We start from the raw sequence: 25399 nt of genomic DNA on the forward strand, positions 1-25399 counted from the left end.
CCAGTTAACTCTCACTATCTGAGAGTCTTATGAAGATTGGCTGAAGTTTTTGCAGGCAAGAATCGCATGTACTGTCAACACTAAGATTTGTGGGGCACCCTCACTTCCACTTGGCTTTGTGAGGAGTCTAGTGCGACTTTCTCTCCCCATACTGTAAGTTCAGCGCCGCCACCTTCGATTCGTTCAATAGTTACTACATCATGTGTGACTATGAAGCGGAGCCAAGTCCCATGAACAACCAGGCTGAAGGTCATCTGCTCCCATCCACTAGGAAGGTGCGGCTCTAATGCCGGAATGTCATAGGTGAGGTCCCGCAACCCAGCAAATCCGTTGATGAGTGCCTGCCATACTCCCCCGGTGGAAGCAACGTGAATGCCCACCGATGCGTTTCCATGCCGATCAGCTAGATCGGTATAGAGCAACTGAAGGAAATAATCCAAAGCCACCTGCATATGACCAGTTGCGGCCACCATGGCACATTGAGTAGGCGCAGATAGGGTGGAGTCTCCTGTGGTCAAGGGGTCGTAATAGTCGAAGTTCGCACGCTTTTCCTCATCCGTGAATTCACCGGAGAGCAATTGCATTGCTAGAACAACGTCAGCCTGCTTCAAAATCTGATGCCGGTAGATAACCAGGGGATGGTACCTAAGAAGTAGCGGGGCTGGATTGTCGTCGGGGATCCAGGGCTTTCTCTGCAGGAACATCGCGTCTTGCGGGTGGACTTCATATTCGTCATTCCACTGCAACATCATTGCGCCCCCGCAAGCGCGCCAATTGTCCACTTCTTCTTCAGTAATACTCAAGCGTTCGACTGCTTTTTGTCTTACAGATGGGGGTAAGGACTCCAGAGCTGTGGCGGCTTCCAGCATGTTGAACCGCGCCATAGCATTGGTATAGAAGTTGTCATCGACAACGGCAGAGTACTCGTCTGGGCCGGTGACCTGGTGAATATGGAAATATCCGTCTGCACCAATGAAACCCAACGATGCCCACATGCGTGCCGTTTCAACCAGAATGTCTATTCCCGACTGGGCCAGGAACTCCTTGTCACCGGAAACCATGACGTACTGTGCAACGGCATAGGCAATGTCAGCGTCAATGTGGTACTGAGCCGTGCCTGCTGGATAGTAGGCGGATGCTTCTTCCCCATTGATGGTTCGCCACGGATACAAGGCGCCGTCAACAACCATTACTTCTGCTCGCCTGCGGGCAGCAGGCAGCATCGCATGACGATAGTCCAGGATTCTGCGCGCCAATGCTGGGTTCGTGTAGGCAAAGAACGGTTGAACAAAAATCTCTGTATCCCAGAACGTATGCCCCGAATAGCCACTTCCGGAAACCCCTTTTGCAGCAATGCTGGTATTGGGCTGAAGTTGCGCTGAAACCTGTGCCAGCTGGAACATTGACCAACGCACTGCCTGTTGCACAGCCGGGGCAGCTCCCCGGATTTCGATGTCAGCCTTGTCCCAATAGCTTTTCAGCCACCACACCTGGCGTCGCATGAGCTCATCGAATCCCAGTTTCCTAGCCCTCGCGGCACTGCGCGAGGCGGCGGTACGCAGGCCCCGGTTGTCTTCACGCGCCGTCACCGCTAATCCCCCTGCCACGCCTTGAGGAGGAACGGACTGAGCATAGTAGGAAAGATACCTGGTTACTGTGAGCTGCTGATTTTTACCCACCAGGCCAGATGTCACGGCCTCAACATGCCCGTCGGGTAGGCGGTGTGTCGTGGCTTTGGCCTGCGCCCACGGAGCCACGACATCGTCACGCCAACTGCACGCGAATCCTAGAAGCGAGTTGCGGCACCATCCACTGATAGAGAGCCGTGCATATCGCAGGTCCAGCCCGCCGTCTTCAACTCGATCAGCTAAGCGTGGGTCTTGAAAACCAGTGGTGTCTTGTCCGGGGGAGCGGCGCGTCTCGGTAATGAATGTGGTTTCTACTTCTGCATCAGAATCAAGAGGCACTACAGAAACCTCAACAGCTGCCTGATGTGGGTCAAAGAGCGCGACCAGTCTGCGTTCAGTCACTCGAATGCGTTTGTCCGCCTCGGTCTGCCATAGGCGCACGCTAGTGGTCACTCCGGTGCGAAAGTCTAGCTCAGTTCGCCCCTCGAGAAGCTCACCTTTGTGAAGATCAACCCCATCAACCGCAATCCGATACCCCACGCCGTCAGGTAGTCCCTGAATGGTTTGCCCCACGTGGGCAAAACCGTAAGCATTTTCGGCGTGAACAATCGTGAAGGTTTCGTGGAAGCCGTTAATAAAAGTGGATGATTCAAGCTCTCGGAACGGTTCGCCGTCTCCTCGAATACCAAGATATCCATTTCCCTGGTTGAACAGTGTGGCTGAAAGTTGATCAGCTTGTCGCTCTCCTTGCTCGACCTCGATCAGTTTCCATTCATCTACTGGAAACCTACTCCGGTCAACCGGATCGGCAGGGGGCTTATCTGCCGCCACCTCCTCGCCCCGATCTGTTCTGATAATGTCGAGAATCTGGTCAAGGTTAGTCACCACGCGGTCGGCGCCCGCCTCGTACAATGCTTCTGCACCGACTTCACCGCGGTCAACTCCGATAGTGAGGCCGAACCCGCCTGCTTTGCCAGCCTTCACTCCAGAAATTGCATCCTCGACCACAACGGCTTTGTCGGGGTCTATTCCCAGGCGCGCTGCGGCAAGAAGAAAAGCATCAGGTGCCGGTTTGCCCGGGAGCCCCTCTTCAGCAGTGATATTCCCATCTACAACGACGGGGATCTCTCTAGCTAATCCGGTTTGGCGCAGAACCTGCGGGCCATTTCTGGACGAGGTGACAACCGCAACTTTCACCCCTTCATAGGCAAGCGCTGACAAGACTCCAACTACTTCAGGGTAGGGGTCAATTCCCAGTTCCAGTAGCTCCAGGAAAACAACATTTTTACGATTTCCAAGGCCACAAACGGTATTTGCTGTAGGAAGATCGGTCACTTCTCCCCACGGGATCTCTATGCCGCGCGATTCCAAGAGGGCTGCTACGCCTTGAAAGCGGGGTTTACCATCAATGTAAGTGTAGTAATCCTCGTCCGTATAGGGTTCGACTATTCCCTGTTCTTCCAGATATCTAGAGAAAAGCTCTGTCCATGCTCGCTGGTGGACGGTGGCGGTGGGTACCAGAACTCCATCGAGGTCGAAGAGGACAGCTTCGTATTCACTAGTCATGTATGAGCCCTACTTGTGTTGCGTGCCGACGATTGCATGTGACGTACCCGGTCGATGATAGATTACCCTTTGACTGAGCCTGCCAAAAGCCCGCGGACAAAGAATCGTTGTAGCGATAAGAACACCGCCATGGGAACAATCACAGAAATGAAGGCTCCTGCTGACAGCAGGTGCCATGCGGATCCACGAGAAAGAGTGGATGCTCCAGTTAATACCAGGCGACGGCGTACCTGGGTTCGTGCTTGCCGCTTGAAATGGTGCGGAGACACGGCTTCGGTTGGATCAGGAGGCGTCCCCGCCAAGCTTTCCCGGTCAGCCATTCAGCCCACGGGGTCCTCGGACGTCCGGCAGAGGCGTTCATGTTTCGCTCGCTGCACCCACCGGGGGCGTCTTGAGCGGGGCGCGTCAAAAGGTTCGGGCCGACGTCAAAAAGTATGGCTTGACTGCCTGGGGCTGCCAGAGCGTTCATGTCTGCTATGGCAATGAAAATCATCGACGGCGGCACAACCGTAGAAACGCAGCAGTTCGCCGTCTACAAATGGAACCCTCGAGCGGCAATGCGCTACCACCAGACATGCTTTGTGCTCGAAAACCTCGCACTTGCCGGAAACATCACCTGGCTACAGGCACAAGAAGCTCGCCTCAACCTCCCAACAACTCTCGGCTGGGACGGTGCTACGAACCTGACATGGGCAGATGGAAGACCCGCAAGCGCATGTCGAACCAGCCTCACACTGCAAGCCCCCCTTGTCTGCGCAAGCTGTGGGTCGTTTTGTGGGCAGAAGGTCTGGCACTCCACGTCACCCCACCGAGCAGAAGTATGGGAATGTCAATACAACGGCCAACTATGAAGCCGCTGCATCCCGCGCCACGTCTACCAGCGCGTACTGCTTTGGACCCTCGCCAGGCTGCTCCAAGCCCAGGCACGTGCAGACAAAACCTTGCAATCAATGACGGTCAGCGCGCTTGTAGCCACCGGAGGCATTACTCGCAGACGGGCAGCGGCGTGCGTGGGTGACTTGATTACAGCCCGTGGTTTCTGATTGTTACGCCCGAAGACGCCAGGGCGCAATTCACCCATGCGGTCGTCACCGCGCACTCCAGCATTTGCTTCTACTTGAACGATGAAACGGAGGAGGCTCTCCTGATGGCTATCTGGGCCAGAAAACACGAAGGCCACCCCCTGCCCAGCGGCCCTGACATTCCCGAGGAACTCAAGGTCATCGGGACTATAACGTTATCTGTGTAACTGGCGTTTTTCATTTAATAGTCTTTCGCGTCTGGCCAGCGGTCTGCGAAAGTGGGGGTACCTCCCGCTTCTTTGGCGGGGGAATGGCAAACGCGTTCAATGCGGGTTTCCATCGCATTGTCCAGCGTACCTGGCCCCTCCCGGTTGGGTCGAGGGACCGCACCGTGAGGTACAAGCATTTCAGTGCTGCTTTCGGTAAAGGAAGTGTCCCCGGGCCCTGACAGAGCGTCGGAACCTCGCATTCAGACTCTCAATAGCATTAGTCGAGCAGATAACTTTACGGATCTCGGCGTCGTACTGAAGGAACGGGGTGAACTGTTCCCACGCGTTCTCCCATAGCTTCCAGGTTGCGGGATACCGGTCCCCCCATTTCTCAAACATCAGGTCTCTAGCGGCTTCGGCTGCCTCCAGACTGGGTGCGTGGGGGTACCTCCCGCTTCTTTGGCGGGGGAGAGATGGGTCGGACATCCCGTTTCAACTCGTCCCAGTACTTCTTGGATGCGTAGCGGAAAGTATTCCTGATCAGGTGAAGAACACATGTCTGGACTGTAGCTTTGGGCCAAACAACCTCGACCGCGTCGGGGAGGCCCTTCAGTCCGTCGCAGACCAGGAAGAAGGTGTCGGTAACGCCTCGGTTCTTGATCTCGGTGAGTACGGAGAGCCAGTATTTCGCGCCTTCGCCCCCAGGGGAACCCCAGATACCCAGCACGTCCCTCGTACCATCCAAGGCGACACCGATAGCAGCATAGAAGGCCCTGTTAGCTACCTGGCCGTCACGCACTTTCACAACGATGGCGTCTATGAAGATAGCGGCGTACACCGAATCCAGAGGACGACTGGCCCACTCGTGCATTTCTTCTACGACCCGGTCCGTGACCGGGCTGACCGTCTCTTTCGACACCGACGCCCCGTAAATATCCTGGAAGTGAGCACTGATCTCCCCAGTCGTGAGTCCCTTGGCGTAAAGCGATAACACCACCTCATCCACGTCGTTTAGACGGCGTTGGCGTTTCCGCACAATCACCGGCTCAAAGGTCCCTTCCCGATCCCTGGGCACCTCAATCTGGACCTCACCGACGCTATCAGTCAACACGGTCTTCTGTGTGGTGCCGTTCCGTGAGTTCGATGCTCTTCCTTCGGCTGACTTCTCGTGTTTCTCCCGGCCCAGATGCTCTGTCATTTCCTCATTCAACGCGGTCTCCAGGACCGTCTTCGTGAACTGCGCGGGCAACCCATCAGGACCCGTCAAATCCAATCCAGCGGCCTTGGCCTGCCGGACCAACTCAGCCGCAGCGACCATCTCAGGCGTCGGCTCCACGCTCGTTTTCTTCTTCTTCTTCGATGCCACAGCATCCAGTGTTGCAACAGACATAAACCATGCCCACCTTCCACGCCGACCAACGATCAGCGGATAAGGCCAGTTACACAGATCCCAGGACAGTCCCTAATTCGGATGCGGGAGCGCAGTACACATCCGTACGGTTCACTGACACCTTGGACCTGGAAGGGTTTCGTGCCTCGATCGGCAGTGTTGGAGACGCCCACGATAACGCCGCCGCTGAGAGCGTAATTGGCCTGTTCAAAAACGAAGCCGTCCGCTCTGACAGTCCCTTCCGCGCGGGGCCACTACACGGCCTGAGAGAAGTCGAGACCCTCACCCTGGAATGGGTGACCTGATACACCAGGAACGACTCCACTCCACCATCAGAAACAAGCCACCCATCGAATACGAGAACCACTACTATTAAACTAGCGCACAAACCCGTGCCGCTGCCTAATAAAGCAAGCAGCACCAAACCCGGGGGCGGTTCAATTTGGCTTCCTGATTCGAGTCAGCAATTAGTTTTGAAGAGGAAAAATCGAAATGAAGAAAGAATTTAGGTTGTCCAGGAGCATATTCGCGGTGGCAGTCGTAGCTGCCTTGGTTGGTACCGGCGGTGTTGCTCATGCCGCCACCAGTGAGGGGACTAGAGACCAATTAACTGCGGCTGAGCAGTCAGGGACGAGAGCCTCGTTAGAGTCACAAAACAGTCGAGAGCGAAGGGACTCTGAGCAAGAGTTGATCTCGGATGAGCAGTCCCGAACTTCCCTATCTGAAGAAAGTGATGACGATGAGCGTATGATTGCGCCTAGTTCGGCATCAATCGCTGCTGACTTCGAGCTTGACGTGCTCAATTTTTGTGACAACGATTCTGGACCATACTTCCCGGCGGTGACGTTTGATGAAGAATCCGGTGCCGTGATGGTTGATTTAGGAGCTGCGCACGACATGTGGGGTGGAGAGAGCCTCTTCATCGGCACGGCTTCTAATGAATCGGGAGGCCTGGAATGCGTCAGCAAGATTACTAGCGTCACCTTCGTGGGTGAGGGGTACGACGAACTCATAATCGGGGACAATGCTTTCTACCAGCGTGTCGGCGATTATGGGCTTCCTTCAGGCTCACCCGTAAGACTGGAAAGCGTCAGGTTCCCAGAAACAGGCTTGAAGCGACTGATCACCGGGCATTGGTCATTCGCGCAAGCTATCTATGAGGCAGGCAACACTTCTCTGAAGAGTGTCGTCTTTCCGAAATCGCTGGAAGTGCTGGACATTGGCCACGGATCCTTCGACCAGTACGTCGAAGGGAATGGTCAGGTGGCTCTGTCCGAAATTGTTTGGCCTGAGCATGTTGATGAGCTTTCCATTAAAGAAGCTGCATTTCGTCTAACTGGTGAGTCTTCTCTTGAAAAAGTTGTCCTTCCCGAAGGGCCAACCAGTTTGGTGATTGGGGAGCTCGCGTTCTCTCAAGGTGAGAACGCACTTAGAAGTAAGGCCTCACTTAAAGAGGTCAAATTCCCGAGTACGCTCAAGTCTCTTGAGATCGGAGCGCACGCCTTCCAGCAAGTTGATGATCCTGTGCTGACTCAAGTTGAGTTTCCAGAGGGCCTTGAGGACCTCACAATTGACACTGAGGCTTTCATCCAAGTTGGGAATAGCGCTTTGTCAAAGATTTCCTTCCCAGAATCTCTGCGCAATCTGACGCTTGGTGACTTTGCTTTTCTCCAGCACTCCCAAGCAGCACTAACAGACGTGACTTTCCCGCAGCAAATGGATGACCTGACCATCGGTTGTGGGGCATTTCGTCAGGAAGTGGCTCTTGGCGGAGGCGCTGACCAGAAATATGCACTAAAGACAGTGACATTCCCGCGCACCTTGAACAACCTATCGGTGGGAGCCGCCGCATTTTCCCAGGGGACAGATTTGCCCGGCAACGGTTCAAATCTCGTGTGTAACGAGACTCCAATGACCGCCCCAATCCAGTACGCGGTAGAGCCGTCAACACTCAAGAGCATTGTTTTTCCAGAAGAGGTCTCCTCGCTGGACGTGGGATTTCAAGCTTTTGCTGTGGTCGATGATGACGGAGAAATAAAGACCGGACGAACTGACAAACTTATGTTGTTCTTCCCTTTCAGTGAGAGTAACAAGCCTGCCGATGTTCAAGTGGCTACCCCCGTGACCACCTATCAGTGGCTTCCAGAAGGTAACGCAGTGTGGGTATGGCTTGGAGAGGACGGCACCACAACTAAAGCAGCGTGGCAAAACGAAGGAAAGGGCGATTTCGACCTTCGCGGAACTTATACGGCGACATTCAGTGCCAATGGTGGTTCTCTGCCTCAGGGCCTAGCTTCCGAATGGAGTGTGTTCCCTGAGACAGAAGGCCAAATTCAGGCCCAGCCTGTGGCCAACGCAACTGCGCTGAACCCTGTGGGATTCTTTGGTGAAAACCCGGCGTTCAAACTGGATCTGCCGCAGGCCGAACCAACAAGACCTGGATACGCGTTTACTGGCTGGTTACCAGTTCTCCAGACGCGAGAGACAGCCAAAGTACTGAAGCCTGGAGCACAGTTCCAGATGAACAGCAACGTAGAATTTGTTGCACAATGGACAAAAGATGCCCCTGGCGAGGAGTCATCTTCGACTGAAACTCCAGAGAAGCCCACGGCTTCGACGGAGAAGGCGTCCGCATTAGCAAAGACTGGAGCATCTCCGCTGCCCTTCCTCACCTTGGGGGCGATCTTCCTCGCAGGAGGCTTAGCCCTTCTCACAGCCAAACGCCGTTCATAAGGCCTAAGCCCAAATGGGTGATTCTCCCCGTTTCTATTAGCGGGGAGAATCGCCCATCATGCTATCGACCCCAACCACTTGGAACCTCACGAAGAGTCTTATCGAATCCAGCGACATTCGCTAGGGTCCACCCTGCACTATAAATGGCCTGGTGGCAACGACTATAGAACGCGGCGCTCTCCTCGAGATTGCCTGGCTACCAACCGTTACCCCAGTAACTAATGGGATACGGGACACTGCCAGCGGTGGAGCATTCTCTTACGTCACCGGTTTGGACAGCCGTCGCCAAAACGTTCCCAGGGCGCCGCAGCAGCATTGTTGTTCTTATCAGAGGCCTAGCCGGAGTATGAGCCGGAGTCATGACATTCTGGCTCCATTGGTGCTCCTTTGCTCATGCCAGTCGCGGCCTAAGATTCTTTGGGTGACGGTTGCTGGGTCCAGGTCAAGCCTTCGTAGTAACTGGGCGTTGAGTGCTACAACGACTGTCGAAACGGACATCAGGATAGCTCCAACGGACATTGGAAGTACAAATCCAACGGGAGCTAAAACCCCGGCCGCCAGCGGTACAGATGCCAGGTTGTAGCCTGCTGCCCACCAAAGGTTTTGCTTCATCTTGGTGTATGAGGCTTTAGATAGGTCGATGATTGAAAGCACTGCTCTCGGATCGGAACTTGCCAGGATAACACCAGCGGAGGCGATGGCAACGTCTGTCCCGGCACCGATTGCGATCCCCACATCAGCTTTGGCGAGTGCAGGTGCATCGTTGACTCCATCGCCAACCATGGCGACTTTCTCTCCGTGTGCCTGAAGCGAGGCTACGTGTGTTGCCTTGTCTTCTGGACGCACTTGAGCAAAGACGCGATCGATACCGATCTCATTGGCGACAATCTCAGCTACAGGCTCTGCATCCCCGGTCATCATGACAACCTCGATACCACGTTTGTAAAGGGCTTGGAGGGCTTCGGCAGATTCAGGACGAACTTCATCGGTGATCTTGACTGCCCCTACGGGAGTTCCATTGTTGACTATGTGGAGCACGGTGGCCCCGTTTTTGCTCCACTGCGTGGAGGTCTCCAGTGGGCCAGTGTTCAGGGACATTAAGAGACCGGGTCCGCCAACTTGAATGATGCTTTCTCCAACGGTTGCACTAACTACGAGCGCTGGAACTGATTGAAAATCGACTGCCTCTGGTATTTCCAGATTTCCCTCGTTTGCAGCCGAGACGATTGCTTGAGCGAGGGGGCGTTCACTGTCGCGCTCGGCGCCAATTGTGCGCATGTTTTCGAGTGCTATCCGGTCTTTGATGAGAACGCCGTTGCGTGCAGCTTTCTCGGTGGCGATCGCTACGACAAGTGGAATAGCGAGGCCTAACGCATGGGGGCAAGCTATGACAAGCACGGTTATTGTTCTGGCCACGGCAGCATCGAGATCCCCTAGAGCTGTCCAGACAATTGCGGTGATTATTGCGGCGACGATTGCGAACCAGAAGGGCCATCCAGCTGCCTGGTCGGCCAGTCTTTGTGCCGTGGATGAGGATTCTTGTGCCCGGCGGACCATCCGTTGGATACCTGCCAATGAGGTGTTTTCTCCGGTGGCAGTTACTCGCACTCGGGTTGCCGAGTCAGTGGCCACAGTTCCTGCCACAACGTTTTGTCCGACGCCACGTTCGACGTGTTCTCCCACCGGATAGTTGGATGGGCCATTGAATGAAGGGTGTCAGATTGTTTGTGTTTGGGCCTGTTTTTGAAAGGCTGTAACTTGTGTCTGATACACAAACGATTGATCTGATTGAGACTGATTTGGTGAATGATCTTTCGAACGAGGCGACGAATCGTCTGGCTCAGGAACTCCGGCATTCCGGGGCCCTGGCAGATTTGTTCGCCCGCATTGATTCTGGCGAGATGGAGCTGACCGGGGACGGGGGCCTGATTCCGGCTCTAATCAAAACATCGTTAGAACGGGGGCTCGAAGCGGAGATGACCTCGCATTTGGGATACGCCAACGGCGACCGTGAAGCTAAGGGCGCATCCGGGGCGGTGAACTCCCGGAACGGTTCATACCAGAAACGAGTAGCTACCGAGGTCGGCCCGGTAGAGGTCTCGATCCCCAGGGACCGGGATGGTTCTTTCACCCCGCGCCTGGTACCGAAAGGATCGCGGCGTCTGGGAGGCCTAGATGACATGATCATCAGCTTGTACGCGGGGGGAATGACGATCAGGGAAATCCAGTGGCACCTGAGTCAGACCATTGGCACTGACTTATCCCACGAGACGATCTCGAACATCACGGACGCGGTCCTAGAAGCAGTGCTGGAATGGCAAAAACGGCCCCTGGACGAGTTTTACCCGGTCATGTATCTAGACGCGATCCGCGTGAAAGTCCGGGACGGATCTCATGTGCGTTCTAAAGCCGCTCATATCGCGATTGGCGTTGATATGGACGGTGTCAAACACGTCCTGGGGATCTGGGTGCAAAACAACGAAGGCGCTAGTTTCTGGGCCTCGGTGTGCTCTAACCTGCGTAACCGCGGCGTAGCCGATGTCCTGATTGTTTGTTGTGATGGGCTCACCGGACTGCCCGAAGCCGTGGAAGCTACCTGGCCCAAAACCATAGTCCAAACCTGCGTGGCGCACCTGATTCGAGCCTCGATGCGGTTCGTGAACTACCAAGACCGTAAAAAGGTCTCCGCCGCGCTTAGACCCATTTACACGGCCGTTGACGCCGACGCCGCGACCGAAGCACTCAAAGCCTTTGCTGCGAGCGAATTGGGGGCAAAGAACCCCGCAACGGTGAGTACATGGCAATCAGCGTGGGACCGGTTCACCCCGTTCCTGGAGTTCCCCCCAGAGCTACGCCGCGTCATTTACACGACCAACGCGATCGAGTCACTGAACTACCAGTTACGCAAAATCAGTAAGAACCGCGGCCAGTTCCCAAACGATGAAGCAGCAGTGAAACTCTTATGGCTTGGGATCTGCAACATCGAAGACAAAAGAGCTACCGAAAGACAACGAAATAAAGGAAAGAGAGGTAAAAACCGAAAAGCATCAGGAAGACTAATCCAAGGACAAGTAACCACCAACTGGAAACAAGCCCTAGCCCAACTCGCAATCGCCTACCCCGACCGCGTCAACCCCCACATTCACTAAACCCCAAACACAAACAATTTGACGTTGACATGCCAATCATGGACGGCGTGAGTACCGCACGGGAGATCACCAAATATCACCCTGACGTGAAAGTCATCATGCTCACCGCATTTGAGCACTCGGATTCACTCAAACGCTCACTGGAAGCTGGGGCAAAAGCCTTCCTCACCAAGGACATGCCCATAGGCCGCCTAGTTACCATCATCAACAAGGTGATGGCCGGCGAAAAGATCATAGACCCGGGTCCCACCGACGTGTTGATACGCTCATATCTTCGCAACGAACCAGACCCGGACTACGCCCTGCTCGAAAGGATCGAACGCCTACCTCAACGTCTCAGAAATACTCTGGACCTCCTTGTCTCAGGGCATACCACCCAACAAATGGGAAACCGTCTGGATCTGACAGAACGCAGCGTGCGGGCCTACGTGTCCCAACTATTGCAGGCAACCGAGTGCAGCAACCGAGGTGAGTTGATGGTGCGAGCGATGCGATCGGGCTACCAGCGCAGTCAGTAGAAGGGGCCTCGAAGACCCGGCACCTTGTTCTTTAAAGGCCTCACAGGACGTTGTCCACAGGATGTGAGTGCGCGGTTTTCCACCAATTGAAAAGAGCCCGTGTGCGGAGAAACCCAACCCATGTTTTCCTTACTGGGTGCTGAATTTTCAGCCGTCATGCTGCACAATAGAGGGATGGTGGAAGTGTCAATCGATGCGATAGTTACCGCGGCAACATTTCTTGTTGCCGTCGTTGCCATGGTGACTTTTATGCGCTCCGAACAAAAGCGGACAGCAGAGCGACACGACCAACTGAGGAAAGACCTCACCGATGAAATCCGGGGTCTGCGGCAAGAACTTGTAGCACAGTTTGCGGAACACAAACGCGAAGTACGCGCGCTGCTCTCCGAACACAGACAAGAAATACAGACACAGTTCGCAGAACACAAACAACAAGTACACGCGATGTTTACCGAGCACAGAGAAGAAGTACGGGTGCTGCTCGCCGATCACAAGACTGATACCAAGGTTGATTCACAGAGTTTCAAAGACCAGATTCTCGCAGAATTCCGTGAGCTTAAAAATGAGACCGCAACGCGATTCGATTCCATTGATGAGCGCCTTCACATTATTGAGAACGACGTTGCTCACATCAAGGGGTCGTTGGGACTACCTTTACTAGTGGTCCCAAAATAGTCATAACGAGAAGTCCACCGCTATCACCTCACGATGAGACTTTTGCGTTGTCTACCTTGAGGATTAAGCCTCATACTCCAAAATGTCTCCCGGTTGACACTCTAAAATTTCACATAGTGCTTCAAGAGTAGAAAAGCGTATGGCCTTGGCCCGACCATTTTTGAGAACAGAAACATTGGCTGGAGTTATTCCTATTCGCTGGGCCAACTGCCCCACCGTTATCTTCTTCTTCGCCATCTGAACATCCAGGTTAACAACGATCGGCATCAAATCACCCCCGCCAAGTCCTGGTCAAGGAGAGTTGCCTTCTTCAGTAATCCGCGCATGACAATTAAGAGAAGTCCCAGGCCGGTCCCCAGTAGAGCTCCGGTCAGAAGCATGATCATCACTCCTGCGGGCAAAGCATTCACCGCTTGCAAGACTATGAGCGCTGCGATAAGAAGGACCGCGGCCACAAAGATAGCTGCAATAGCCACGTTAACAATTGTGAATGCAGTAGAACTAAAGATGCTTTCCTTGGCCACCATGGAAAGCAACCGCCACACGCACACAAGCACCACTTGTCCGCACAGCAGCACGCAAACACAGCCAATAATTCCTGGCCACTGCAGGTAAGAAACCTCTGGGAACTCATGTGCCATTTCCTGTGCCAGCAATGGAACTAGTAGGAACTGGGCAATCAACGTGACCACAAAGAGCAGAGCAATCACGGTTTTCGTTCCAAAGACCACTATCTTACTCATAGCAGAACCTATCGTTTAACAATATATTTACATCGCTAAACAATAGGTCACTGTGTGGGGAAGCGCAACATCAAGACAATCACCGCGGGCCCGATTGAACGGCTCTACCTCGCCTCGTCCGACATTGGCAGTTATTCGACATCAGACTTAGCCACTAATTCTCCGCCGACGAGTTCGAGTCGAATCTGGGCGACATGCGGTTCACAATCGGGGCCATTGGGGGAAAACTGGAAGACGTTCGGATTCGCGATATGGGAACCGGTAATATTTGGCACTGCTTCTTCGCTACGAACCAATTGGAGCGATACTTCTGAAGTATTCTCGACCATCGTCTTAGACATAGGGATACTTACCCACCATGTTTCAGTTAAGTCATCGGTCAATGGTGGAACTACCTGCTGCATTAATGAAATGGATGAATCTCCAGGATATGTTCCTGTGGTCACGCGCAACTCGATACTGTTGACGCCCTCTAACACATCAAGAGGAATGTCCACAATCACGCTATCTTCGGCACCTATTGCGGTGCATACGATTTGATCTTCGAAATACTGGCGCTCATAATGATTGCGCGTCACCCCCCACGCAATCAGACCCCCTACGCACCCGCCCACTATCACCCCAATAAGAAGCACCAGGGCCGTACGAACTAGAGGAGACATGTGCGGCGTCGCGGTATCAGCGTTCATAGTTCATTATCGCAAATACGGCGGCCGCCAGGGTGTTTTTCAACCGATTCTTACAGCGCACACCGTAGCTCCATGAATAGGCTAACGCTCTAAAGACTGCCACGAGCATAAATACCCGTCCCTGATAGCTACTGGCTCCCCACATCTGCGGTGCAGCAAAAGAGTTAGATAAACGCGATAAGCCCGGCAAACACTGTAAGGAACAAAATGAGGACAATAACGCCAAAAAATGACAAGACTAGTCCGGCTATAGCAAAGCCCCGAGGCATTTTGAAAACACCAATAATCGAGAATATCGCACCTAAAAGCCACGATAACCATCCCAGAAGCGGCACCCATGAGAACACAATCCCGATGATTGCAAGGACAAAGCCTGCCGTCCCGATTCCGTTAGTTTCAGTGCGGACTACCATCGGATACCCGGGTGCAACAGGAACTTGGGGGCCACCCTGCGCCAGATGTTCAGTCCACCCAGCACCATCCCAATACCGCAAGTTTCCAGATCCGTCCGGATACCATCCTGGTTGTGCGCCTGACATAGTCCCCTCCAATATCATGCATGTTTTTCACAGCAACAATGACTACTTGGAAAACTACCGCATTACCTGAACTATTGGTAGAAAATCTCATCGAGAATGACGTGGGGTTATCCTCACATAAGACCAAACCCTACTCACCCACCACTAGTAGTGACCTTGCGCCCGATCACGTGCAGTAAGACGATTGTCAGCCCCGCCACCAGCAATAGAGGGACTGTTGCATTGAAGGCATTAACCCGGCTGAGCTGAGAAAAACACTCACCTCTCCCACACATAACATCAAAGCCAGATAGAAAGTAACACCACGGGCCCGGCACAAGAATCACAAGGACACACAGCACTCCAATCACCCAGATGAACGCCTTACATGTGCTCCGCTGACCCCGCACACAAAGAAGTGATAGCACGATAAGCAAGAGGATCGGCGCCACCAAAGCAATGGGTGCGAATCCCATCCAATGCTGGGCGGTAGAAGGAATAAGACTGCCGTCCTTAGCTGAGATTCCTGGTAACAGCGGAAACTGTACGGCACCGATGAAGGAAACAGCTAAGAAAATGACAGCACTCACCACGAGTAGCACGTTAAATACTCGAGATTGCAGGATTGCCCCCTGTGGTGACGGCGAGTATCAGATTATTACCAATCCTAGAGCGAAGCACCCGTCAAATTCACAAACTCTGCGCAGAAGTACCTTTACGCAGGTAGATAATATCCACACCCTCGCTAAGAGACTTCGTTCCAGTCGGTACATATCCGCTGCGGCTGTAAAGACGAATATTTGCTTCACTGCGGTCACCAGTGAAGAGCTCAAAAACTGACACACCACTGGCCCGTTCAGCAGCTTCAAGAAGCCAGGTTCCAATCCCCTGACCTTGCATGTCCGGGGCTACAATCAGCCGCCCTATGTATGCCACCCCATCTTCGATAGTCCACCGGACCGACCCCACAAGCCGGGAACCCACGCGGACCCCCAAAGCAGGTCCGCGCAGGTCTTTTTCTACCTCAGCAAGTGTCTGCGTGAGTGCGGGCAGAAACGGGTCACCGTAGAGTTGTGCCTCAGTTACATAGGCTGCCCGTTGAAGAGTGAGGACTTCACCAGCGTCCTGCGGGCGCAACTCTCCGAGAGTCAGCTTCTCTGCATGTCTCTGTTCATCCATTGTTCTCCCAAAAGGTTTACCTACAACTAGCTTATGACGCCGCTGCGAATAGCCTCGATAATCTCACCATGAGCACCCGCGGGGTCTGTGTAGAGGCAGAATGCATTTCCATCGATGTCGGCAAAGACTGTGTATTGTCCTGTTTCCGCCTCACCAAAAGGCCCGCGTTTGATGGTGGCCCCCAAGGCGACAGCCTTATCTGTTGCAGATTCAAGATTCTCCACTTCGATGTCGAGATGGACGCGGGACCCCTTTTCAAGTCCTGGAAGTTCCTGCAATTGCACCGGTTTGGTGCTGATGGTGACATTATCTGCAACAACCGCGCCCCATCCTGATTCGGGGTTGAAAGCACTTGGAGCTGCCAGAAGCGCCGCCCAAAACTTCATGAGTTCCTCAGCATTTGTGGACTCAAAAACAACGCTAGCAATCTTCACATTCACGTTTTGTTCCTTCCCTATGTGACATAGTGATATTTCGTCACAGATGTTTGCTGGCTTCTCTTATGCTCAGCGGTGCAAGAGTATCCTCATGGTCCGACAAGAAGTCCCGCACCCATACTGGATCGATACGGGCATACTGTCGCAGCGCCCATCCTATTGCCTTGTTGATAAAGAACTCTTGCGAACCTGTGTTGGCCAGTATTACCTCAGTAAGTAGCCCAGTGTCAGTGAGTTCTTTTGCGCCTAGCTGACTAATGATGGAAACCCGACGCACCCAGAAGTTGGGGTGTCTTGCCCACTGTCGCATAACCTCGCCCGAATTGGTGTCACCTGGAACAACGACGCACACTGATTGGGCTAGGTGATCCACTGAGTCCCACCATGACTTCCTTTGGACAAGAGATTCCACGCACGGCAAGTCTGCGGCCTTAAGCGTTTTTGCATTCTCCTTCAGATGATCCGCGGCAACGTACTGAAATTCTCGCTCAGGAGCGTTCCAGCACAAATCAACGAAATCCCAGTCGACAGCCCCTCGTAGGTTTCGCAGTACGCCTTGCGCTGCCTTCCGACGCTGCGGCGTGGGAACCCCAAAATACGGAAACTGATTGCGCATATATGCGCTCTGCTGAACCGCGCGCTGTTCATCCGCAAGCGCACTAAGTTCCATCCTTAGCTGGCTGAAAGTCTCTTCAGTGGACAACGCAAGTTCCTTTCTAACTGACTCTTTCATCACAGCGCCCTAATTCCCGTGGCAGTGAGATATTTGTCGCCGGGACACTGCTTTAGTGGGGGGATTGCGCAATGACCCCCACACAGTATTGCAGCGACAAGCACTTCACAGATGTGACTGTGCACAATTCACGCAGTCTCCTGACATGATGCTTGTAGAATCTGTGGGGTGAGAAAAGCCTGGGAGATTTTCATACGCGACACAAAGCGATTACTTCGCGTGCCGCAAGCCTGGATCATCGTGATCGGTATTGTCATCACCCCAGCTCTCTACGCTTGGTTCAACATAAGCGCATTTTGGGACCCCTACTCAAATACTGGGAACATTAAGGTTGCTGTATTCAACGGCGACCAGGGTGCATCCTCTGACATAACGGGGTCCATCAACGTTGGCGCACAGGTCGAAGAACAGCTTCGAGACAATCACCAACTGGGCTGGGATTTCATGGACGAATCTGCAGCGTATGCAGCAGTTGAGAGCGGCGTAGCCTATGCGGCTATCATCATCCCTGCAGATTTTAGTCGTAATCTCATCAGCATCACTTCTGGAGAGTTTACACAGCCGACATTGCAGTATTACGTCAATGAAAAGGCTAATGCGATTGCCCCCAAGATCACTGACGTCGGCGCAACACAACTTGATCAACAAATCACCAGCGCTTTCACTCTCCAGGTTGCCAAGGCCGCGGTAGAAGCCCTCAAAGAAGCCGGCGAAAATGTAGAAGCTGGGTTAGACAATGCCAAATACCGTTCACTCAATGCTTTTGACGCTGGCATCTCCGCTGTTTCCCATGCAGGTGCCGACGTGAGTGAGCTTATTGGAAAACTGGATTCGTCCAAGGAATCTATAGCAGAGATTCGCTATTCTCTAGAAGATGTTAGTGACACTCTCACAGACGTACAGACCGCGATCGGCCAGGCGCAACAGATTGCTGAGGACGCTGGTCAGATTGCAGTCACTTTCACCGATGCACTGACAACCGCCTATGTTGATGCATCAACCTCATTAGCAGACGCATCAGCGACTGCCCAATCAGCCATCAAAGATTTCACCGGCACCTTGCAGCAGGTCGGCACGGCGGCCACCAAGGCCATTGACGAAGCGCATAAGATAGCGCAAACACAAGCGGATATTCTCTCTCAGTTAGAGCAGATGCTTGAAGATAGTTCGTTAGATCCTGCGGTTCGTGACACGATAGCCCAGACCGTCACAACTCTCAAAGAAAAAAACCAAACCGACCAGCAACTACTTGATGACTTGGAATCTCTCACGACGGACGCTTCCACAGCTCTTACTACATTTCAAGAGTTGGGTGATAGCCTGGAATCCGCAACTGCGGAGGCTCGCGATGCAGCATCATCCATGCGCACAACTCTCACCGAAACAGTTCCGCAGCTCAATGCTGCTATGGCAGCACTTTCCTCCAATGCGGGGGCTTTCTCTTCAGCGCTGGAGTCTCAGAAAACTCAGCTGACCCAAGCTGATGAACTATTAGCAGGTCTGGAAACTCAACTGACGTCAGCTCAGGCAGCATTGACCAGTCTCAACGCCAACCTCTCACAGATCCACACAAGCCTAGAGAGCACCCGCACCGATATTGTTGCGTTGAGTACGGCCTCAATCTGGGGCGACCTTGACAAGGTTACTGGCTTGGACTCTCAGCAGATTGCTAGTTTCATTTCTTCTCCGGTCGAGGTGAAAGAAGACGTCGTCTTTCCCGTGAACTCTTACGGGTCTGGCATGGCGGCACTATTCACAAATCTGTCATTGTGGATTGGCGCTTTTGTTCTCATGGTGATTTTCAAGACCGAGGTGGACACTGAAGGCTTCGAGGACGTGACCGTACGCCAAGCCTATCTGGGACGTTTCCTGCTTTTTGCAGTTATCACGATAGTGCAGGCGATAGTCGTATGCGTGGGAGACCTGGTCTTGGGGGTGCAGACGGTCAGTGCTGTTGCCTTTGTTTTCAGTGGAATATTCACAGCTATCGCCTATATCAGTATCATCTACGCATTGTGTGTTTCTTTTGGGCACGTCGGGCGCGGCCTATGCATTTTGCTGGTGATTATGCAGATCCCGGGAGCATCTGGTCTCTACCCGATTGAGATGATGCCAGGATTTTTCCGCGCGATTTACCCATTCCTTCCCTTCACCTATGGGATTGATGCGATGCGCGAGACGATTGCCGGATTCTACGATGGGGCCTACTGGCACGCTCTGGCAGTCTTGACTCTATTTGTCGTGTTGTCTTTTGTTCTGGGACTGGCACTCAGGCGCCAGCTGAGCCATCTCAATATGATGTTCAACCGAGAAATCGCCTCGACAGATCTCTTGATTGCCGAAGATGTGCAGGTCAAAGGCAGTCAGTATCGGCTAGCGGATGTGATTCGCGCCCTATCGGATCGCAGTGCCTTTGCAAAAGATGTGGAGAGACGAAGTGTAATCTTCACTAAGCACTATCGTTCATTGATTCGAGCCGTTGCACTGGTAGGACTGGTTGGCCTGGTCATATTGGGACTCATTGCGTGGGTAATCCCCGAGGGCAAGGCAACTATGCTTGGCACGTGGTTGGCTTGGTGTCTTTTGATCATCGCAGTTTTAGTGGTCCTTGAGTACATCAAACAGAGTCTGGATATGGGAGAAGAGCTCAGTCAGCTGGACGAGGCGAAGCTGCGTCAGGCGGCTTTTGGTCGAGAGCCGCGCCACGGTAGTACTTCTACCACTGTAGGAGATGCATCATGAAAGATGTCTTTCGTTTGATGCGCAGGGACCTTCGCCGCGCAACGTCCAACGTGATGGCTCTCATTGTCATTTTCGGTCTGGTCATTATCCCCTCCCTTTTCACCTGGTTCAATGTCATCGCAAGTTGGGATCCTTTCTCTAATACTGGGAATCTCAAAGTGGCAGTGGCAAATACCGATGCGGGATACACCAGTGAACTGATGCCCATCCCCATTAATGTTGGCGACCAAGTAGTTGCAGCACTGCGGGAAAACGACCAGCTAGATTGGGTCATTACCTCAGAAGATGACGCTATCGACGGCACGAAATCTGGTGAATACTACGCGGCCTTGGTCCTACCTCACTCTTTCAGTACTGACATGCTGACTTTCTTTGCCGACGGAGGCAAAGTGGCTGACATCGCCTACTACACAAATGAGAAGAAAAATGCGTTGGCACCCACTATCACCGGACAGGGCGCCGAAGGACTATCAACAAAGATCAGCGAGACATTTTCAGAGACTTTGGGCAATATTGCCTTTGGCTTGGTCTCTTCCATGTCACAGTACTTAGACGATGCTGACGCCAAAGCAGCCCTCACACGCCTTGAAGCCAAAGTCTCCGAAGTATCCGGGCAGCTACGCGCAGGGGCCCAGACAGCCGACATGTTCACTGCGCTGGTCCAGTCAACTATTCCGCTGGTTGATTCTGCCAGCGCATTGATGGCAGGCACCCACGACGCCCTCAGTGATGCTGGCAATGCAGCCGGAGGAGCTATCTCATCTGCCCAAGTACTCAAAACTACTTTGGGTTCCGCCACTGACGCGTTCTCAACAGCTATTGAACAAACCCTGTCAGGCTATGATGCGGTGGCTGACAGTATTGATGAACTTTTCTCCAATGCAGATCAGACTAGTTCCTCACAAGTTGCTGTCCTCGACACTCTAGCCCAACGTGTCGACCAACAAATCGCCAGTTACACCGATGTGCAAACCACACTGAAGGACACGGTTGGCCCGCTATTGCCCGAAGCCGCCCAGCCAGCTCTCGAAAAGGTGCTTGGGCGCCTCGACCAGATCATTTCCCGTCAAGAATCGGTGCGAGATCGACTACGTGAGGCGTCCGAGGACGTGGCATCAGGGAATGCCTCAATTCAGAGCACTCACCAAGCAATCACCCAATCGTTGAACGAGGCTAAGACCGCACTCACCAGCGCGGGTGACTCATACCAGCAAGATTTGAAACCACAGCTAGACGCTCTTTCCAACACTCTCACAAGTATAGAAAACGATGTTTCTACCGTGAAAGCAGACTTGTCGACTGCACTGGCGGGATTGACTGGGTCATCGGATGGAATATCTTCCGCGCTTACACAAACACAACAGGCAACCCAGTCGATCTCTCAGACACTGAACTCGACAGCTGACACTTTTGATCGAATTTCTCAAACCTTGGCTTCGGCGGCTGATGGTGGAGACTTGCAGGCTTTGGCGGATATTGTGGGAACCGACCCCCACACGTTCGCTGCTTCACTTGCCCAGCCCATCGCATTGGACCGCATCGCAGTATTTCCCACGGTGAGTTTTGGGGCTGGGATGGCTCCCCTCTATACGACCTTGTCATTGTGGGTGGGGGCGCTACTGATGACTGTGGCCATCAAAGCTGGTGTGGGCAAAAACCCTCTACCGGGCAAGACAGACCTCAGCCCCACCCAAAAATATCTGGGGAGATACGGGATCTTTGCTCTGCTGGGCCTGGCTCAAAGTGGGCTGGTGATGCTGGGCCTGATCCTTTTCATTGGCGTCCAACCAGCACACCCTTTCCTACTCCTTGTGGCAGGAATGGTCACTTCTTTAGTGTTCACATTGCTCATTTACACATTTGTGGTTGCCTTTGGGAATGCAGGCAAGGCTTTGGCAGTACTTCTGCTGGTCATCCAGATTTCTGGAGCTGGGGGTGCCTACCCGCTGCAACTCTTGCCACAGTGGTTCCAAAGCATCAGCCCGTTCCTCCCGGCCACTCACGCAATCGATGCTATGCGCGCCGCCACATCCGGTATCTACCAGGGTGACTACTGGATTTCTCTGGGACTGCTGCTGCTGTTTGTGGTCCCCACGCTCATTTTGGGGCTGGTGCTGCGCAGGCCTCTGATTCGCTTCAATCACAATTTGGTCGAGGCGGTCGAGTCAACAAAGCTCATGTGATTACTGTTCCCTTCACTGAGGCTGACGCTGCCGGGTTCCATACTGGATACTGGCCCACACGGGCCAACCGACCAGCCATATTCCGGTGACCATCCACACGCGTGGAATCCACCATGCTAATGCTTCTGTTCGAGGCGAGTACCCCACCAACAGTATGATCAATAGAATCACCGCACTAGTGATGACAGCACACAGCAGCATTTTTCCCCATTCACGCCATTCATATTCAACGTATGCGCGACCCGATTTCGGGGGCTTCTGCGGACGTGGGCCTCCGGCAAAACGATAAGAAAACCACCCATCTGCCCAAGCGATGATGCTGTGACCAAATGCCACTGTTATGCCCAGGTAAAGGGCCCCCAGGCCGTGGGCAGCATCGGCAGTGGCCTCGTTACCTGCCAAGTCCCAGACAATGAAGGATAACAGAGCCACATCCAGCAACGGCACACATGCAAGAAGGATCGTTGAGAGCTTGCGTGCGCGCAATAGGTAACGAGTCGCCAATCCTAAGCCTAGGACTATCCAAAAACCGATTTCACACGCAATAATTCCAGCGACAATGATATTCACTGGGCAAGTCTTGCAAGATTGCGGCAAAAGTTGATCCTGCAAGAGGCCGCTTTTCCTCATTCGATCGGATGAGGAAATCTTTCACCTACATGGGTGAGAATAGTTAGGTGATGCGGAAAATCTCCCGGTTGTGGCGCCAAGTAGACGACCGCCCGCGCCTGAGAGATGCCCTCATCGCATTGTGCTACGCGATTCTAGGCTCTCTTTTCTTGGCTTTTGGATTGTTTCCTATTTGGCAGGCGGTCGCCGTCTTTTCTATTGGCCCATGGGGATTCTTCGCACTACTGTGTGGCATGAGTGTCATATGCGCCGCGCGCTCCACGTACCCCATCAGTGCTCTAGGGGCAGGAACAGTACTTGCCGTCGTAGATGTGCTATGCGGGGGAAGCATCGGCGTCATCGTGATCTATTCCGATATGGTTTTCAGCGCCATCAAATACTCGAGTGACCGCGCCGTACGAGTCCTTTTCACCTGCATGCTCAGCATTGCTGTCATCATGGGGATCGTTTTCATCGTTTTTCAACCCGCGAATCTGCGTATTGTACCGGTCATCCTTCAATACGCCTTTATTGTCGCCATCGCCACAGCGTGGGGGTGGAATGTTCGCAGTGAAGGTATCCGCACCAGAGATCGCCTTACCCAAGACCATCTACGCACAATACAAAGCATGCAAAAGAGGATCGCGCACGACCTCCATGATTTAGTTGCCAACCACATCGCCGCAGCAAGCCTGCATATCGAAGCCGGACGCATGCAGGTGACGCAGTCCCCCAGCCAGGTGGGAAATGCTCTTGACCAAGCCGCCAAAGGAACCCACGAAGCAGACCGTCAACTACGCAGACTCATAGCAATCCTCAATGCGGTTGAAGTTCTAGAGACTTCACATGAGGCGCCCACCAGGCATCAGATAGAAGAACTATCTGACAGACTCCCTCTGTCGCGCACACTTCTGTGGCAAGAATCCTCTCAGGAAAAACTGTTAGATGGCCTCTCAGCACTTCCAGATCCATTGCAGCACCTCACCATTCGTGTTCTCCAAGAACTCATAACAAATGCCAGCAAATACGGCACTGGAAATATCGAGATCACTGCCGGTTCCACACCTTCTGCCATGTTAGAAATATCCGTCCGCAACTACGTCGCTAAGGATAACCACCCCACCTCTGGAAGCGGAATTGGCCTAGCCGGAGCACGTATGTTACTCGAAGGAACTGCAGTGACCTTGGATTCCCGATACCAAGCAGCACACGATCAATGGGTAGCCACCATCGCCATCCCCCGTTCCTACCCCACAAGAGAACTAAGGAACCACCTCCATGACTGAGCAAATCCGAGTAGTCATTGCCGATGACCACCAAGCTGTTCGCAGTGGTGTCGCGACGATACTGGCCACCGATCCCACCATATCCGTGGTGGCTGAGGTCGAAGACGGTTTTTCTGCCGTTGAAGCCTGCACCAAGTATTCTCCCGACGTTGCACTAGTGGATCTGCGGATGCCCGGAACTGACGGCATATGGGCTACTGAAAGAATCACCTCGCACACAGACACTCGAGTATTAGTACTCACCACCTACGATTCTGATGAGCTTGTGGCCGAGGCGCTTGCCGCCGGTGCCCACGGGTATCTACTCAAGAGTGCTAGCGGTCCAGAATTGGTCCAAGCGGTACGCCACGTCGCACAGTTCCACCATGTCATTGACCCCGCGGTTGCTGGGGGAATCATCGAGCGTTTAGTCGCAGTCAAAGCCCTTCCTCACTCAGGCATGCGCCAAGCGCCTCTGCATAAGGCTCTCACCGAGCGCGAACAAGAAGTCCTTGAACTGGTAGCTACCGGAATGACAAACCAAGCAATCGCCGATCATCTCAATATCGGTGTCACTACGGTAAAAACCCATATCGCGTCTCTCTACAGTAAAACAGGAGTTACTTCTCGCGTTGAACTAGGACAACTCATGTTCATGTGAGTGGCACACAGATAGGTGTTCTACGTTTCGTTTGTGTCCACGCGCCACAAGGTATCCCAGCTTTGACCTTCAAGCCTTTATGGTGGATATATGTCGAAGAAACCATTCAGCCCTGTCCTATTCGATGTCGACGGCACGCTAGTGCAGTCCGGGGATCTAGTGATGGAATGCTTCGCCCAGACACTTCAAGAGCTCGGCCTGCCACCGGTTGCCGGTCCGGAACTCCGCAAAGTTGTGGGTCCCCCTCTAGCATCTTCGTTCAACCTCATTGGTGGAGTTCCAACAGATCAGATCACAAAAGCCGTTGAAATTTACCGGGCTCACTATCTACCCCGTTTCCTGGAGCCACCCCTGTACCCGGGGATCCGTGAGCTTGTCCGTGACCTCCACGATGCTGGTATCCCGTTAGCCACCGCCACCTCAAAGATGGAGCGTTCAGCAAAACGGCAACTGGAACATTGGGATATCGCCCAATACTTTACTGTTATTGCAGGCGCTACACCCGACCCAACCTGCACTAAAGTCAGTGTGATTATCGATGCGCTGCAGCGTTTGTCAGACAAGAACATCTCCTCTGACAATGCCGTGCTGGTCGGCGATCGGATTTTTGATGCGGAAGGGGCTGAGGTTACCGGGATAAAGGCCATCGCTGCACTGTGGGGCTACGGAGAAGCTGAAGAGTTTGTTTCGCCTGCTGTGATAGCCCAAGCAGCATCGGTTGAGGAGCTTCGCACCATCCTGCTTTAAACA

At 53.4% G+C, this 25399-nt stretch carries 22 protein-coding genes and 2 pseudogenes; 11 read left to right on the forward strand and 13 right to left on the reverse strand.

Annotation, left to right across the window (positions count from 1 at the left end):
- Positions 1-80: 80 nt before the first annotated feature.
- Both FYJ24_RS06020 and FYJ24_RS12630 read right to left on the reverse strand, forming a co-directional pair.
- A complete protein-coding gene (locus FYJ24_RS06020) occupies positions 81-3194 on the reverse strand; it encodes an HAD-IA family hydrolase (RefSeq protein ID WP_154544574.1) in 3114 nt (1037 codons plus the stop codon).
- Between the two features lie 62 nt (positions 3195-3256).
- Positions 3257-3514: a hypothetical protein gene (locus FYJ24_RS12630; RefSeq protein WP_206192544.1), complete on the reverse strand. Its 258-nt coding sequence runs from the start codon at positions 3512-3514 to the stop codon at positions 3257-3259.
- Between the two features lie 147 nt (positions 3515-3661).
- Between FYJ24_RS12630 and FYJ24_RS06030 the strand changes: the two genes are divergently transcribed.
- Positions 3662-4045 (forward strand): hypothetical protein, encoded by a 384-nt coding sequence (locus FYJ24_RS06030; protein ID WP_154544576.1) that lies wholly within the window; start codon positions 3662-3664, stop codon positions 4043-4045.
- Positions 4046-4457: 412 nt separating this feature from the next.
- Here the strand turns inward: FYJ24_RS06030 and FYJ24_RS06035 are convergent.
- A pseudogene (locus FYJ24_RS06035) lies at positions 4458-5743 on the reverse strand (IS256 family transposase).
- A gap of 140 nt (positions 5744-5883) precedes the next feature.
- Here FYJ24_RS06035 and FYJ24_RS06040 point away from each other — a divergent pair.
- Together FYJ24_RS06040 and FYJ24_RS06045 are read left to right on the forward strand one after the other, a co-directional pair.
- A pseudogene (locus FYJ24_RS06040) lies at positions 5884-6076 on the forward strand (IS3-like element ISMysp3 family transposase); the annotation flags it as partial.
- 231 nt (positions 6077-6307) lie between these two features.
- Positions 6308-8548 carry a leucine-rich repeat domain-containing protein gene (locus tag FYJ24_RS06045; protein ID WP_154544580.1) on the forward strand — a complete coding sequence of 747 codons (2241 nt, stop codon included), beginning with the start codon at positions 6308-6310 and terminating at the stop codon, positions 8546-8548.
- A 357-nt stretch (positions 8549-8905) separates the two neighbouring features.
- On the opposite strand, the gene FYJ24_RS06050 is transcribed toward FYJ24_RS06045, so the two are convergent.
- On the reverse strand, positions 8906-10231 hold the full coding sequence (locus FYJ24_RS06050) for an HAD-IC family P-type ATPase (protein ID WP_318656564.1): 1326 nt from the start codon (positions 10229-10231) through the stop codon (positions 8906-8908).
- 104 nt (positions 10232-10335) lie between these two features.
- Here FYJ24_RS06050 and FYJ24_RS06055 point away from each other — a divergent pair, with 104 nt between their 5' ends.
- The 3 genes from FYJ24_RS06055 to FYJ24_RS06065 all read left to right on the forward strand — a co-directional run bounded on the left by FYJ24_RS06055 (position 10336) and on the right by FYJ24_RS06065 (position 12890).
- Positions 10336-11697, forward strand: a complete 1362-nt coding sequence (locus FYJ24_RS06055) for an IS256 family transposase (RefSeq protein WP_404814705.1) — start codon at positions 10336-10338, stop codon at positions 11695-11697.
- A 29-nt stretch (positions 11698-11726) separates the two neighbouring features.
- Positions 11727-12215 (forward strand): response regulator transcription factor, encoded by a 489-nt coding sequence (locus FYJ24_RS06060; RefSeq protein WP_154544582.1) that lies wholly within the window; start codon positions 11727-11729, stop codon positions 12213-12215.
- Between the two features lie 174 nt (positions 12216-12389).
- Positions 12390-12890: a hypothetical protein gene (locus tag FYJ24_RS06065; protein ID WP_154544584.1), complete on the forward strand. Its 501-nt coding sequence runs from the start codon at positions 12390-12392 to the stop codon at positions 12888-12890.
- Between the two features lie 63 nt (positions 12891-12953).
- On the opposite strand, the gene FYJ24_RS06070 is transcribed toward FYJ24_RS06065, so the two are convergent.
- From FYJ24_RS06070 to FYJ24_RS06110, 8 genes are all read right to left on the reverse strand, one after another.
- Complete coding sequence (locus FYJ24_RS06070; RefSeq protein WP_154544586.1) at positions 12954-13157, reverse strand: helix-turn-helix domain-containing protein; 204 nt, start codon at positions 13155-13157, stop codon at positions 12954-12956.
- A complete protein-coding gene (locus FYJ24_RS06075; RefSeq protein WP_154544588.1) occupies positions 13157-13633 on the reverse strand; it encodes a DUF2975 domain-containing protein in 477 nt (158 codons plus the stop codon). Before FYJ24_RS06075 ends, FYJ24_RS06070 begins: the two co-directional genes overlap by 1 nt.
- Before the next feature lie 131 nt (positions 13634-13764).
- Positions 13765-14322, reverse strand: a complete 558-nt coding sequence (locus tag FYJ24_RS06080) for a hypothetical protein (RefSeq protein WP_154544590.1) — start codon at positions 14320-14322, stop codon at positions 13765-13767.
- Between the two features lie 164 nt (positions 14323-14486).
- Positions 14487-14861: a DUF2510 domain-containing protein gene (locus FYJ24_RS06085; protein ID WP_206192546.1), complete on the reverse strand. Its 375-nt coding sequence runs from the start codon at positions 14859-14861 to the stop codon at positions 14487-14489.
- Positions 14862-14995: 134 nt separating this feature from the next.
- Positions 14996-15430: a hypothetical protein gene (locus tag FYJ24_RS06095; protein WP_154544592.1), complete on the reverse strand. Its 435-nt coding sequence runs from the start codon at positions 15428-15430 to the stop codon at positions 14996-14998.
- A 100-nt stretch (positions 15431-15530) separates the two neighbouring features.
- Complete coding sequence (locus FYJ24_RS06100; RefSeq protein ID WP_154544594.1) at positions 15531-16019, reverse strand: GNAT family N-acetyltransferase; 489 nt, start codon at positions 16017-16019, stop codon at positions 15531-15533.
- 26 nt (positions 16020-16045) lie between these two features.
- Positions 16046-16459, reverse strand: a complete 414-nt coding sequence (locus tag FYJ24_RS06105) for a VOC family protein (protein WP_154544596.1) — start codon at positions 16457-16459, stop codon at positions 16046-16048.
- Positions 16460-16496: 37 nt separating this feature from the next.
- Complete coding sequence (locus FYJ24_RS06110) at positions 16497-17189, reverse strand: DNA alkylation repair protein (RefSeq protein WP_206192547.1); 693 nt, start codon at positions 17187-17189, stop codon at positions 16497-16499.
- 168 nt (positions 17190-17357) lie between these two features.
- On the opposite strand from FYJ24_RS06110, the gene FYJ24_RS13390 reads away from it, so the two are divergent.
- Together FYJ24_RS13390 and FYJ24_RS06120 are read left to right on the forward strand one after the other, a co-directional pair.
- A complete protein-coding gene (locus FYJ24_RS13390) occupies positions 17358-19931 on the forward strand; it encodes a YhgE/Pip family protein (RefSeq protein ID WP_154544598.1) in 2574 nt (857 codons plus the stop codon).
- Positions 19928-22114, forward strand: a complete 2187-nt coding sequence (locus tag FYJ24_RS06120) for a YhgE/Pip domain-containing protein (protein WP_154544600.1) — start codon at positions 19928-19930, stop codon at positions 22112-22114. The genes FYJ24_RS13390 and FYJ24_RS06120 overlap by 4 nt, the downstream gene beginning before the upstream one ends.
- A 12-nt stretch (positions 22115-22126) precedes the next feature.
- On the opposite strand, the gene FYJ24_RS06125 is transcribed toward FYJ24_RS06120, so the two are convergent.
- Complete coding sequence (locus FYJ24_RS06125; protein ID WP_225872036.1) at positions 22127-22684, reverse strand: hypothetical protein; 558 nt, start codon at positions 22682-22684, stop codon at positions 22127-22129.
- A 110-nt stretch (positions 22685-22794) separates the two neighbouring features.
- On the opposite strand from FYJ24_RS06125, the gene FYJ24_RS06130 reads away from it, so the two are divergent.
- The 3 genes from FYJ24_RS06130 (at position 22795) to FYJ24_RS06140 (ending at position 25396) form a co-directional block, all read left to right on the forward strand.
- Complete coding sequence (locus FYJ24_RS06130; protein WP_154544604.1) at positions 22795-24009, forward strand: sensor histidine kinase; 1215 nt, start codon at positions 22795-22797, stop codon at positions 24007-24009.
- Positions 24002-24649 (forward strand): response regulator transcription factor, encoded by a 648-nt coding sequence (locus FYJ24_RS06135; RefSeq protein WP_154544606.1) that lies wholly within the window; start codon positions 24002-24004, stop codon positions 24647-24649. Before FYJ24_RS06130 ends, FYJ24_RS06135 begins: the two co-directional genes overlap by 8 nt.
- A gap of 90 nt (positions 24650-24739) precedes the next feature.
- Positions 24740-25396, forward strand: coding sequence for an HAD hydrolase-like protein (locus FYJ24_RS06140; RefSeq protein ID WP_154544608.1), 657 nt, complete (start codon positions 24740-24742; stop codon positions 25394-25396).
- The last annotated feature ends 3 nt before the right edge of the window (positions 25397-25399 follow it).

The organism is Scrofimicrobium canadense, from assembly GCF_009696615.1.
Taxonomy (GTDB): domain Bacteria; phylum Actinomycetota; class Actinomycetes; order Actinomycetales; family Actinomycetaceae; genus Scrofimicrobium; species Scrofimicrobium canadense.